Source organism: Sphingomonas gellani, from assembly GCF_900110035.1.
Lineage (GTDB): Bacteria > Pseudomonadota > Alphaproteobacteria > Sphingomonadales > Sphingomonadaceae > Sphingomonas > Sphingomonas gellani.
The window spans coordinates 395994-408851 of the sequence record NZ_FOCF01000001.1 but is presented as its reverse complement, the minus strand read 5'-3'; the positions used below and the strand labels follow the sequence as shown (position 1 = coordinate 408851).

Annotated in this window: 11 protein-coding genes; 4 read left to right on the top strand and 7 right to left on the bottom strand. The window is 67.6% G+C overall.

From position 1 onward, the window contains the following. Position 1: 1 nt before the first annotated feature. Positions 2-1018 (top strand): L,D-transpeptidase, encoded by a 1017-nt coding sequence (locus BMX37_RS02120; protein WP_093663806.1) that lies wholly within the window; start codon positions 2-4, stop codon positions 1016-1018. A 9-nt stretch (positions 1019-1027) separates the two neighbouring features. Here BMX37_RS02120 and xth read toward each other — a convergent pair whose 3' ends face one another. Both xth and BMX37_RS02110 read right to left on the bottom strand, forming a co-directional pair. Further along, a complete protein-coding gene (xth, locus tag BMX37_RS02115; RefSeq protein WP_093663805.1) occupies positions 1028-1801 on the bottom strand; it encodes an exodeoxyribonuclease III in 774 nt (257 codons plus the stop codon). A 33-nt stretch (positions 1802-1834) separates the two neighbouring features. Continuing rightward, entirely contained in the window at positions 1835-2641 is an 807-nt protein-coding gene (locus tag BMX37_RS02110) for a ferredoxin--NADP reductase (protein ID WP_093663804.1), read from the bottom strand. A 291-nt stretch (positions 2642-2932) separates the two neighbouring features. Between BMX37_RS02110 and BMX37_RS02105 the strand changes: the two genes are divergently transcribed. Then, positions 2933-3409, top strand: a complete 477-nt coding sequence (locus BMX37_RS02105; protein WP_093664237.1) for a pyridoxamine 5'-phosphate oxidase family protein — start codon at positions 2933-2935, stop codon at positions 3407-3409. A gap of 19 nt (positions 3410-3428) precedes the next feature. On the opposite strand, the gene BMX37_RS02100 is transcribed toward BMX37_RS02105, so the two are convergent. After that, positions 3429-4661 carry a polyhydroxyalkanoate depolymerase gene (locus tag BMX37_RS02100; RefSeq protein WP_093663803.1) on the bottom strand — a complete coding sequence of 411 codons (1233 nt, stop codon included), beginning with the start codon at positions 4659-4661 and terminating at the stop codon, positions 3429-3431. Positions 4662-4762: 101 nt separating this feature from the next. On the opposite strand from BMX37_RS02100, the gene BMX37_RS02095 reads away from it, so the two are divergent. Continuing rightward, positions 4763-6550, top strand: a complete 1788-nt coding sequence (locus BMX37_RS02095; protein ID WP_093663802.1) for an ABC transporter transmembrane domain-containing protein — start codon at positions 4763-4765, stop codon at positions 6548-6550. On the opposite strand, the gene BMX37_RS02090 is transcribed toward BMX37_RS02095, so the two are convergent. The 4 genes from BMX37_RS02090 to BMX37_RS02075 all read right to left on the bottom strand — a co-directional run bounded on the left by BMX37_RS02090 (position 6547) and on the right by BMX37_RS02075 (position 12270). Beyond that, complete coding sequence (locus tag BMX37_RS02090; protein ID WP_093663801.1) at positions 6547-8754, bottom strand: ribonuclease R family protein; 2208 nt, start codon at positions 8752-8754, stop codon at positions 6547-6549. The two genes, BMX37_RS02095 and BMX37_RS02090, sit on opposite strands and share 4 nt — an antisense overlap. 157 nt (positions 8755-8911) lie before the next feature. After that, positions 8912-10114 (bottom strand): BaiN/RdsA family NAD(P)/FAD-dependent oxidoreductase, encoded by a 1203-nt coding sequence (locus tag BMX37_RS02085; protein WP_280139206.1) that lies wholly within the window; start codon positions 10112-10114, stop codon positions 8912-8914. Next, positions 10111-11646, bottom strand: a complete 1536-nt coding sequence (locus tag BMX37_RS18955) for an aminoacyl--tRNA ligase-related protein (RefSeq protein WP_093663800.1) — start codon at positions 11644-11646, stop codon at positions 10111-10113. Before BMX37_RS18955 ends, BMX37_RS02085 begins: the two co-directional genes overlap by 4 nt. Positions 11647-11745: 99 nt before the next feature. Beyond that, positions 11746-12270 (bottom strand): CcdC protein domain-containing protein, encoded by a 525-nt coding sequence (locus BMX37_RS02075; RefSeq protein ID WP_093663799.1) that lies wholly within the window; start codon positions 12268-12270, stop codon positions 11746-11748. Between the two features lie 118 nt (positions 12271-12388). On the opposite strand from BMX37_RS02075, the gene BMX37_RS02070 reads away from it, so the two are divergent. Beyond that, positions 12389-12856, top strand: coding sequence for a DUF4232 domain-containing protein (locus tag BMX37_RS02070; RefSeq protein ID WP_170841794.1), 468 nt, complete (start codon positions 12389-12391; stop codon positions 12854-12856). Positions 12857-12858 lie beyond the last annotated feature (2 nt).

Genomic DNA, 12858 nt, shown 5'->3' with positions numbered 1-12858 from the left:
CATGATCTTCCGTCTCGCCCTTCTGCTGTCCGCCGCGATCGCAACGCCTGCCACCGCGCATCAGGCGCTGCCGTCGCCTGCGACAACGCCGCCGCCGCCGCAGGGCCAGCCTGTTCCGGCCGTCCCGGCTTCCAGCGTTGCTGGACCGATCGAGCATCTGAAGCCCGGTGAGTTTCTGTGGGCGCCTGACATCGCTCCGGACGGGCCGGTCACCATCATCGTCAGCCTGGCCGCACAGCGCGCCTACGCCTATCGCAACGGGGTGCCGATCGGGGTGTCCACGGTCTCGACCGGCAAGAAGGGGCATGAGACGCCGACGGGCGTGTTCACCATCCTGCAAAAGGATGTCGATCACCACTCCAACACCTACGACAATGCACCCATGCCGTTCATGCAGCGGCTGACCTGGGACGGCGTGGCGCTGCATGGCGGAAAGCTGCCCGGTTACCCTGCCAGCCATGGCTGCGTCCGGCTGCCCCTTGCATTCGCGAAGAACCTTTTCGCGATCACCCGCATGGGCGTGACCGTGGTCATCACCGATCAGGCGACCGCGCCCGAGGTGGCACCGTCCCCCTCCCCTCTGGCCAGCAACGACGACGGTCATGTCACCGAGGCCGCCTACCGCTGGCACCCCGACCGCGCGCCGACCGGCCCGGTGTCGATCGTGGTGAGTGGCCGCGACCGGCGTATGCTGGTGCTGCGCAACGGCGTGGAAATCGGATCGGCCCCGATCGTGCTCGACGCGCCGGTGACGGCAACCGCCGCCTTCACCCTGGCTCGTATCGACGCCGCCGGCCCGCATTGGATGCGCCTGCCGCTGCCTGATGGGGCGGCCAAGACGGCCCAAGGCACCCTCGCCGAACTCACGCCCGCGGAACGGGCGAGCGGTCACATACCCGATGGATTCCGCCTGGCGCTGGAACAGGTGCTGCGGCCCGGTGCGACCATGCTCGTCACGCGCGACACGCTGGCGAGCAGCGGCACCGGCACGCGGCTGCGCGTGCTCGACACACGCTGACCGGCGCGATCATTCCGCCAGGTCGATCCAGACCGGCGCATGGTCGCTGGTTTTTTCCCAACCCCGCACGTGCCGGTCGACGCCTGCACCGATCAGCTTTCCCGCGAGATCGCGACTGAGCAGCAGATGATCGATCCTCAGCCCAGCATCCCGCCCGAACGCGTTCCGCAGGTAGTCCCAAAAGGTGTAGATCGTCGCATCGGGATGGCAGTGCCGCACTGCGTCCGTCCATCCCTGCGCCGTCAGCGCGGCAAAGGCGGCGCGGACCTCCGGCGCGAACAACGCGTCCTCCTGCCACCGCTCCGGCCGGTAGACGTCGCGGTCGGTCGGCATGACGTTGAAGTCTCCCGCCAGCACGATGGGCAGGCCGGTCGCCAGGAGGTCCGCGGCGTGTGCCGCAAGCCGTTCGAACCAAGCAAGCTTGTACGCGAACTTCGGTCCCGGCCGCGGGTTGCCGTTGGGCAGGTACAGCGCCCCGATCAACAAACCGTTGACCGCCGCCTCCAGATAGCGGCTCTGCGACGGGTCGGGATCATCGGGCAGACCGCGCCGGGTGACGTGGATCGACCCGACCCGACTGAGGATTGCGACGCCGTTCCAGCTTTTCTGCCCGTGCCAGCTCGCCTGATAATCCAGCGCCTCCAGCGCGGCGGCCGGAAACTTCTCGTCAGGCGCCTTCAGCTCCTGCAGGCAGACGATCTCCGGCCGCGCCTCTTCCAACCAGCGTAGCAGGACCGGCAGGCGCCCGTTGACGCCGTTGACGTTGTAGGTGGCGATCCTCACCCGACGTCCCGGCGCGAACGGGCCTGCATCCGCTCAGCCGACGAAGGCGCGTTCGACCACGAACTGCCCCGGGTTCGACTGCGTGCCTTCAGTCAAACCCCAGCCGGTCAGGATCTCCACCATCTCCTTGTTGAAGGCGATGGAGCCGCAGATCATGAAGCGCGACGTCTGGCGCGCCTCGATCCCCAGACCCAGGTCCTGGCGGAACAGCCCTTCGCGGATGCGGTCGGTGATGCGGCCCTTGCGATGGAACTCGCCCCGCGTGACGGAGGGGTAATAGGTGAAGCGGTCCTTGAGCAGTTCGCCGAAGATCTCGTCGCTGCGGATCTCTTCTTCCAGGAACGTGCGATACGCCAGTTCCTCCGCCTGCCGCACGGTGTGGCTCACCACGATGTGGCCGAACCGCTCATGCGTTTCCGGATCGCGCAGCACGGACAGGAATGGGGCGAGGCCGGTACCGGTCCCCACCATGATGAGCCGCTCGCCCGGCTCCAGCGCGTCAAGCACCAGCGTGCCGGTCGGCTTGCGGCCGAGCAGGATGCGGTCCCCGACCTCAAGGTGCTGAAGGCGGGAGGTCAGCGCCCCCTCCTGCACCTTGACCGAGAAGAATTCGAGATGCTCCTCCCAGCTTGGCGACGCGATCGAATAGGCGCGCAGCAGCGGCTTTCCGTCCGGCTGCGCCAGCCCGATCATCACGAACTCGCCCGACACGAAGCGAAAGCTTTGCGGACGTTCGACGCGGAAGCTGAAGAGATCGGGCGTCCAATGATGCACCCAGGTCACGCGCGGGGCGTACAGGCCCCGTGCCTCAGCCACCTGCTCCAGCGTCAACTCGCTCATCGATCTCCACCCTCGGATACGCTCCACGCCTTGCGGCGCGCCGTGGCGGGTTCGGATTGCGAGCGCAAGCGATCGCGGTCGAAGCCGCAGCGACTTCTCCCACCACGAGACAGGCGACGCCTTAACCGCGCCGAACCGGGATGACCAGCATTGTCGCTGTTGCGGATCGATTGCGTTTGCGCGGTCCCGATCCGACTTGTCCGAGGCGGGTCAGCGTACGCGTTCGACGCGATGCGGAACGGTCCACCGCCGCGCTCGTTTTCCGGCCATCCCCAATTCATGGAGAATGACATGGCCGACCAGGACAGCCCTCAGGAAGTCGCCGACAAGTTCCTCGCCAAGCTGGAGGCGAGCCCGTTCATCATGATCGGCCTGATGGACGGCAACCATTCCGAACCGATGGCCGTGAAGACCGACGAGCAACAGCCCAACACGCTGTTCATCTTCTCTGGCCATGACAACCGGATCGCCCCCGGTGGACAGGCGATGGCGCAGTTCGTCGGCAAGGGGCACGACTTCTTCGCATGTCTGATGGGTGCGGTGTCGCAGGAAACCGATCAGGTCCTGTTCGACCGCCTCTGGGACAACAAGGTCGAGGCGTGGTTCCCGAACGGCAAGCAGGACGCCCGCCTGAACCGCTTCGACATCGAGTCGGCGGAACTGTGGGAGACCGACGTTTCCGTTTCGGGCCGACTGAAGATGCTGTTCGGCGGCACGATCAAGGGCGACGAATCGTCCAGCCACGCCGTCGTCGGTTCGGTGGCGTAATCGGATACGCGGCGCGCGCTCAGGCGTGCGCCGCGATCCACTCCTCGACCACGGGCGCGACGCTGTTGCGCCAACGCGACCCGTTGAAGATGCCGTAATGCCCGGCACCATCCGCCATGAAATACCGCTTCTGCTCTTCCGGCAGGGCCGTCGCCAGCGTCAGGGCTGCCTTCGTCTGGCCCAGCCCGGAAATGTCGTCGCGCTCCCCCTCGATCGCCAGCAACGCCACGTCGGTGATGGCGGCCGGATCGACCCTACGGCCGCGATGCATCATCTCGCCACTCGGCAGGGCGTGCGTCTGGAACACCAGATTGACTGTCTGCAGATAGAATTCGGCCGTCATGTCGCACACGGCACGATATTCGTCGTAGAAGGACTGGGTCGCAGCCGCGCTTTCCCCATCGCCGCGCACCAGATGTTTGAACATCTCCCAGTGCGAAACCATGTGGTTGCCCAGGTTCATCGACATGAATCCGGCAAGCTGCAGGAACCCCGGATAGACCCGGCGCCCCGCACCCGGATACGCGGCCGGTACGACCGCGATGACATTCTGTTCGAACCAGGCATGCGGGCGCTCGGTTGCCAGCGTGTTCACCGCTGTCGGTGCCTCCCGCGTGTCGATCGGACCGCCCATCATCGTCAGCGTCTTGGGCCGGCAGGGATGCCGATCCGCACTCATCAACGCGGCCGCGGCATAACAGGGCACGGACGGCTGACACACCGCCAGCATGTGAGTCCCGCCCTGCCCTTCGTTCGGCCCCATCGCCTCGAGAAACGCGACCAGATAATCGATATAATCGTCCAGGTCGAAGCGCCCCTCCGACAATGGCACCATCCGCGCGTCGCGCCAGTCGGTGATATACACGTCGGCGCTGGGCAGCATCCGCTCCACGGTCCCGCGCAGCAGCGTCGCATAGTGGCCCGACATCGGCGCCACGATCAACAGCTTCGGACCGCCCTCGACGCCCTCGCGCACGAAATGCTTCAACTGCCCGAACGGGCGGCGCGCCATGATCTCTTCACGCACGGTCACTTCGCGGCCGTTAACGACCGTCCGTTTCAGACCGAACGCGGGCTTGCCCCGCGTCGCCGATGCGTGGGCGAACACCTGCAACGCGGAAGCCATGATGCCGCCGCCGCCCAGGTAACCCAATGGATTGGCCGGGTTCTGCAACCAGTCCGCGCTCAGATTGGCGATGGCGCTGGCACCGGCGAGCCAGCGGCGCTGCATTTCATAGGCGTCGTACAACATTCCCGCCGCAATAGCGCGAATGCGTTGCCATGTCGCGAACACAGATCACGCGACCTTGCCCGCCGTTGAGCCGACCTGTTTGCGCTGCTAGGCGAGGCGGCATGGCAACATCCGCGGCGTCCGCATCTCCGCCCGAAGCCCGCAAGGGTGTCGGCAGTCTCCGCATGGTGTGGCAGGTGACGTCACGCTATCCCGCGCAGATCGTGATCGCGCTGCTGGCGCTGATCACCTCCGCCGGGGCCACGCTGTTCATCCCGCGCACCTTTCAGCGCGTGGTCGATCACGGCTTCGCGCGTGGCGGAAACCCGGGTGATATCGCGCCCTATTTCCAGGGCCTGTTCGCGGTCGTCATTGTGCTGGCGCTCGCCACCGCGGTCCGCTTCTACATGGTGTCGTGGCTGGGCGAGCGCACCGTGGCGGACATCCGCACCGCCGTTCACCGCAACCTGTTGCGTCTGGCGCCAAGCTATTTCGAGGAAAACCGCCCGTCTGAGATCGCGTCGCGACTGACCGCCGACACCAGCATCATCGAACAGGTGGTCGGCTCGACCGTGTCGATTGCGCTGCGCAACGCGGTCGTCGGCCTCGGCGGTCTGGTCTACCTGTTCACTCTGGCGCCGAAACTTGCCGGCGCGCTGGTGGTCGGCATTCCGCTGCTGGTCCTGCCCATCGCCCTTCTCGGCCGTCGTGTTCGCAATTATTCCAAGACCACCCAGGATCGGCTGGCGGAGGTCGGGGCCAGGGCGGTGGAGACGCTGGGCGCGATGAAGGTCGTGCAGGCGTTCGGGCAGCAGGGACGCGAAGGCGACCGCTTCGAACACGCGGTCGAGGACAGCTTCGCCAGCGCGCGTCGCCGTTTCGGTTTGCGCGCGATCATGACGTCCGTCGTGATCGGCCTGTTGTTCGGGGGCGTGACGCTGATCCTGTGGGAGGCGGTGCAGGACGTGGCGTCGGGCCAGCTGTCCGGCGGCGCACTGACCGCGTTCGTCCTGACGGCGGGGATCGTCACGGGCGCGTTCGGCGCCCTGACGGAGGTGTGGGGCGACGTGCTGCGCGCGGCGGGCGCCGCGGATCGGCTGTCGACCCTGCTGGCCGAACGGCCGGGCATCGCCCCGCCCGCGCGCCCGACGACGCTGCCCCGGCCCGCGCGCGGCGCCCTTGCGTTCGAGAACGTCACCTTCCGCTATCCCACGCGCCAGGATGTCAGCGCCCTGGACGGGTTGAACCTGTCGATCGCGGCGGGAGAGACGGTGGCGGTCGTCGGCCCGTCCGGCGCGGGAAAGTCGACCCTGTTCCAGCTTGCCGAGCGCTTCTACGACCCGGATGGCGGTCGCCTGACGCTGGACGGCGTCGACCTGCGCGACGCCGATCCGGCGGAGGTGCGGGAGCGTATCGCGCTGGTACCGCAGGAGACGGTGATCTTCGGCGCCTCCGCGCGCGACAATCTGCGCTACGGCGTGTGGGATGCGGACGACGCCCGCATCTGGGCAGCGACGGAGGCGGCGAACGCGGCCGATTTCCTGCGCCGCCTGCCGGAGGGTCTCGACACGTTTCTGGGCGAAGGCGGCGCGCGTCTCTCCGGCGGCCAGCGCCAGCGGTTGACGATCGCGCGCGCTCTGCTCCGCGATGCGCCCCTTTTGCTGCTGGATGAGGCGACCAGCGCGCTCGACGCGGAAAGCGAGCGGCTGGTGCAACAGGCGCTGGAGCGTCTGATGGCAAACCGCACCACGCTGGTGATCGCCCACCGTCTGGCGACCGTCCGCGCCGCGGGCCGCATCGTCGTGATGGACGAAGGGCGCATCGTCGAGGAGGGTAACCACGCCAGCCTGATGAGCCAACAGGGCCTGTATGCGCGGCTGGCCAGCCTCCAGTTCAACGACGCCAGCTAGCGCTTCCGTCCCTGGTGCCTGATGTTGGCCGGGCGCCCGCGCCGCTTCAGCACGCGCGGCCGTCCCGCGACCGGCGGCGCGCTCGCCGCCTGCTGCGGCAACTCGAAGCGTAGCGCGCCCGAGACGGGGTTCGCCTCCGCCAGCCGCAGCCGCAGCCTCTGGCCGATCGCATAAGTGTCGCCGGAATGCTCTCCCACCAGCTGCCGGGCGGCCTCGTCGAAGCGGAAATATTCGCCGCCGAGATCGCGGATGCCGACCAGGCCGTCGCCGCCGATCCCCTCCACCGTCGCGAAGAAGCCGAAATTGGCCACGCCGGTGATCCGCGCATCCACCGTCTCGCCGACCCGTTCGGACAGGAACGCCGCGACATAGCGGTCGATCGTGTCGCGCTCCGCCTCCATCGCCCGGCGCTCCAGCGAGGAGATGCTCTCCCCGATCGCCTCCATCCGCGCCGCCTCATCCTGCGTCAGGCCGCCCGGCCCCAGCGCATAGCTCTGCACCAGCGAGCGGTGCACCAGCAGGTCTGCATAGCGGCGGATAGGCGACGTGAAATGGGCGTACGAGCCGAGCGCGAGCCCGAAATGGCCGTGATTGGCCGGCGCATAATACGCCTGGGTCTGCGTCCGCAGCACCTGCTCCATCACCTGCGGCCGGAAATCCGCCTCTCCCACCCGCTCCAGGATGCGGTTGAAGGTCGCGGGCCGGATCACTTGCCCCAGGGTGAAGGCGACACCATAGGTTTCGAGATAGTCCTTCAACGCGACCAGCTTCTCGCGCGCGGGCGGTTCGTGAACGCGGTACATGACCGGGGCCTTCTTGCCCTCCAGCGCCTTTGCCGCCGCGACGTTGGCCGCGATCATGTAATCCTCGATCAGCCGATGTGCGTCGAGCCGCTCGCGCGGGGCGACCGACAGGATGCGCCCCTTCTCGTCCAGCACCACGCGCCGTTCCGGCAGGTCTAGGTCGAGCGGCTCGCGTGCGTCGCGCGCCTTCGACAGCGCGCGCCAGCACTCCCATAGCGGACGCAGCGCCGTGTCGGTCAGCGGATGGTCCAGCGTCCCGTCGATCGCCGCCTGCGCATCCTCATAGGCGATATTCGCCGCGATCCGCACCACGGCGCGCGTGAAGCGCCACGACTTCAGCGTTCCCGACGGTGTAACCTGGATGTGGCAGGCGAGCGCGGCACGCGGCTCCCCTTCCTTCAGGGAGCACACGTCCGCCGACAGGACCTCGGGCAGCATCGGCACGACGCGGTCGGGGAAATACACGCTGTTGCCGCGCCGTCGCGCGTCGCGGTCGAGAGCGGAGCCGGGCCGGACATAGAACGACACGTCGGCGATGGCGATGATCGCCTTCCACCCGCCCACATTCGTCGGATCGTCGTCGGGTGCGGCCCAGACGGCGTCGTCATGGTCGCGCGCGTCCGCCGGGTCGATGGCGACAATAGGCAGGTGCGACAGGTCCTCGCGTCCATCACCCAGCGGCTGACCGGCGACCCGCTCCGCCTCGGCCAGCGTCTCGTCGGTGAAGCTGTCGGGTATCTCGTGCTTGTGAATCGCGATCAGGGAAAAGCTGCGTGGCTGGAACGGGTCGCCCAGTCGCTCGACCACACGCGTGGTGATCCGGGGGGGGCGTCCTGCCTTTTCGGCCAGCACCAGGTCGCCGGCCTCCGCACCGCCGGCATCGGACACCGGATACTCGCGACGTTCCTTTTTTTCCACACCGGTCAGCCACAGCCGGTCGCCCTCGCCGCGCAGCACGCCCAGCACCTGTTCCGACGCGCGGCCCAGCGTCTTCATCGGGTGCGCGATCCAGCCCTGCCCGGCCTCCTCCGTGCGGGCGAGCACGCGCTCGCCGACGCCCAACTGTCCTCGCTTGCGCTCGCGCACGCGAAGGCGCGGCGGCGGTGTGTCAGCCTCCCACCGATCGGGCACCGCCCAGACATTGCCGCCATCGTCCACGTCCGCGACGCGCAGCACCGTCACCTTGGGGAGCCCGCCCATGCGGTGAAAGGCGCGGCCCGGCGCGGAGTCGATCAGCCCCTCATCGGCCATGTCCTTCAGCAGCGCCTTCAACAGGATCTTGTCCTGTGCCGACAGGCCGAACGCGCGCGCGATCTCCCGCTTGCCGGCAGGTTGGTCCGCGTTGGCGATGAAGTCGAGGATTTGCTGCCGCGTCGGCAGACCGGGGGTGCGCTTGGCCATCAGGACTCTGCCGCCGAAGAGGTGAAGTGGAGAAAGTGGAGAGCTGAAACGCAGTCTCCACATCGTTCGCCCGCAGAGGTGGCGATGTGGGTCCTGAAGGGCAAGCGGATGGCCATGCCGCCGTCATGCCACCGCGCCCAGGAGTAGGACAGCGGCTTCACAACGCCTGACCCGCCGCCCAGCCGCTCGCCCAGGCCCATTGAAAGTTGTATCCGCCCAGCCAGCCGGTGAGGTCCACCGCCTCCCCGATGAAGTGGAGACCGGGCACGCGCCGCGCCTGCATGTCGCGCTGGTTCAGGTCGGCCGTGCTGACGCCGCCCACCGTCACCTCCGCCTTGGCGAAGCCTTCGGTGCCGTTCGGGCGGAACGACCAGGCGGCCAGTTGCGCCTCCGCCGCATCGAGCGCCCGGTCGGGCGTGTTGGCGAGTTCGGTCGACAGCGCCAGCCGATCCGCCAGCGCCTCCGCCAGCCGGTCGGGCAGGTGTGCCGCGAGCGCGCGGCGCAACGTGGTGCGGGGATGATCGCGCTTCGCCGACCGGAGCCAGCCCGGCGACAGCGTCGGCAGCAGGTCCAGCGCGATCGCGTCGCCATGACGCCAATAGCTGGAAACCTGAAGGATCGCGGGACCTGACAGGCCGCGATGCGTGAACAACGCGGCCTCACGGAACCCGGTCGCTCCAGCGCGCGCCACCACCTCCGTTGCTACGCCCGACAGCGTTCGGAACAGCGTCTCGTCCTGGCCCAGCGTCAGCGGGACCAGCGCCGGGCGTGGCTCCACCACCTTCAACCCGAAGCGCCTCGCCACTTCATACGCGAAGCCGGTCGCACCCATCTTGGGGATGGAGGGACCACCGGTCGCGACCACCAGATGGGCTGCGATGACGCTGCGAGCGCCCAGCGCGACCCGAAACAGACCGTCGGCGTGATCCACATCGGTGATCGGCTGTCCCAACGCGAATTCGACCGCGCCACCCTGTGCCGACGCCTTCTCGCATTCGACGCCCAGCATCGCCACGATCTGCCTGGCCGATCCGTCGCAGAACAGCTGGCCCAGCGTCTTCTCATGCCACGCGATGCCATGCGCCTCGACCAAGCCGATGAAATCCGCCGGCGTGTAGCGCCCCAGTGCGGAGCGAACGAAGTGCGGGTTGGCGGACAGGAAGCGGTCGGGCGCCGTGCCGATATTGGTGAAGTTGCAGCGACCGCCGCCGGAGATCACGATCTTCGCACCGGGTGTGCGATTGTGATCGACCAGCAGAACCCGCCGGCCCCGCTGCCCGGCAACGCCTGCCGCCATCATGCCCGCCGCGCCCGCGCCGAGGATGATGGCGTCGAACGTGTCGCGCGCGTTGTCGCTCAATAGGATCGCCCGATCAGCACCCGCTCCACCGCCGGCGCGCCGGTGAAAATGCACGGCGCACCCGGATGCCCGCTCTGGCCCTGCGGCGCATTGCGGATCGTGAGCTTCAGCGCCTTCAGCCGCTCGACCACGCCGTTTAGCGCGGCGCCGCTCGGCTTCGACCAGGCGACATCGGCCCAGCCGGGGTTCTTCACACCATCTGCGAACTTAGTCTCGATCGCCGACCAGTCGTTGACGGGTTCGATCTGCGCCTTCAGCCGATCGATGGACTGCTGGTGCAGCGCTTCCTGAATGGCTTCGAGCAGCCCACCTGCCTCCTCCAAAAAGGCATCCCGAGGCATGACCGCGCTGTTGAGCTTGCCATCCTCGCGGTACAGATCGTCGCGGCGGATGACGGACACGTTACCGCCCTCCACATCGCGGCCGCCAACCTCGACGACGACCGGCGCGCCCTTCTTGACCCAGCCCCAACGCTTGTTGGTCGACTTGACCGGCTTCAGGTCGAGCAGCGCGCGGATCGGTTCACCCAGCGCAGACCCGGTCGCAAGCTTTGCCTGCAACGCCTTGCAATAGCTGACGATCGCCTCATCCTCGGGCTTGTCGCGCAGCATCGGCACGATGACGATCTGCCACGGCGCGATCTTCGGCGGGCAACGCAGACCGTCGTCGTCGCCGTGCACCATGATGACCCCCCCGATCATCCGCGTCGACACGCCCCAACTGGTCGTGTTCGCCAGTTCCAGTTGCCCCTCGGCATTCTGGAACCGGATGTTCTGAGCCGATGCGAAGTTCGTGCCGAGGAAATGGCTGGTGCCCGCCTGCAGCGCCTTGCCGTCCTGCATCATCGCCTCGATCGACCAGGTCTCGACCGCGCCGGGAAAGCGCTCGTTCTCCGGCTTCTCGCCAGGGATGACGTGAACGCCCAGGCAATCCTCCGAGAAGTCGCGATACACGGCCAGCATCTTGAGCGTCTCTTCGCGCGCCTCGTCCGCGGATGCGTGGGCGGTATGCCCCTCCTGCCACAGGAACTCACTGGTCCGCAGGAACATGCGCGTGCGCATCTCCCACCGCACGACGTTGGCCCATTGGTTGATGAGCACGGGCAGGTCCCGCCACGACTGGACCCAACGCGCAAAGGCGGCGCCGATCACCGTTTCGGACGTCGGCCGCACGACCAGCGGCTCCTCCAGCTTCGCCTCGGGATCGGGGGTCAGGCCACCCTTGCCGTCCGACACCAGACGGTGATGCGTGACCACCGCCATTTCCTTGGCGAACCCTTCGACATGCTCCGCTTCCTTTTCAAAATAGGACAGCGGGATGAACAGGGGGAAATAGCAGTTCTCATGACCCGTCGCCTTGATCCGGTCGTCGAGCAGACGCTGGATCCGCTCCCAGATGCCATAGCCCCATGGCCGGATCACCATGCAGCCGCGCACGCCGGATTCCTCGGCCAGATCGGCCTCGGTGATGACGGACTGGTACCAGGCGGCGAAATCGGCCTCTCGGGTGACGGGCAGCGCATGTTTGATCATGCGCGCGCGATAGCGGCTCGATCCGCTTGCGTCACCCGTACAGTATCGCGGCGGCCAGATACGCGTGCTTTGGATCGCTCGCCTGTTCGCAAGAAGCGATCACGCCCGCGCGGTCCGAGCTACCTCCAGCAGGCGGGTGGCGCGCAGGTACATCTCGATGCGCTGTGCCGCGAACAGGCCAACCGCCAGCGCCACCAGCATGTCCGTCACCGCCAGCGCGTCGAGATGCAGGCCGTTGCTGGTCGTCATCATCGCGCGGGCGCCCATGCGCACCACGATCAGCAGGACAATGAACAGGATCGCGGCAGGCGACCCCGACTGGTTCAGCGCATGGGTTTCAGGGTCCACCGTGATCCGCATCGTCTTGCCCCGTTGCCAGCCGAGCGCAGCGCCCAGCGCCGCAGCGATGGCACAGAACAGCCAGGCGAGCCCAACCGGCGGATGCGTCGCGAACAGCGCGATCGCGACCGCGCCATATACGGCCGGCAAGACCCAGAGCCGCTCGAGGCGCAGCGGCGTGACCCGGCTGAGCCTGCGCCAGCGGAGCGCCAGCACGACCGCGATGACCGCCGCAGTGATGGCATATTGCACCCATCCACCAGGTTGAACCGTCTGAACGTGCATGCGCCACCCCCTGGTTCCCCAGGTGAGTGTCTTAGCAGCACAGGTCACACGCCGAAAGCGGCGTCGCTCATCGGCGGTTCACGGCCATGCACCCATGGGCGGGGCGAAGGAGATCATCATGCTGCTGTTGCTTGCCGCCGCCGCGTCCGCCGCCGTTCCGACCTGTCCTGCCCGTGCGCTGACAGTGGCCACCGACGCGCGCGATGGCGACTTCAACGGCATGTCGCATTCCGGCACCTATCTGGTGATCCGCAACATTGGACGGCGCACGTGCAGCGTGCCGGGGCTGCCTGTCGTGACGTTTCGCCGTGGCGCCAAGGCGTTGCCCGCGAAGCGCCGGCCGCCGGTCGGCATGCATCCGGGGCCTGTGATCGTACCGGTCCGACTCGCACCGGGTGGACAGGTCGCGACGGGTCTGCGCTGGGTATCCGGCCCCGTCTACGACCGCAGCCGATGCTGGGACGCAACCCGAGTCGGCGTCACGATCGCCGACCGGACACTCTTCGCGCCCGCCAGCGCGCATCTGTGCGGCCCGGTGGGTGGGGCGGTGGCGTTCGACCAGCCGCCCCTGACACCGTTCCGCTAAGG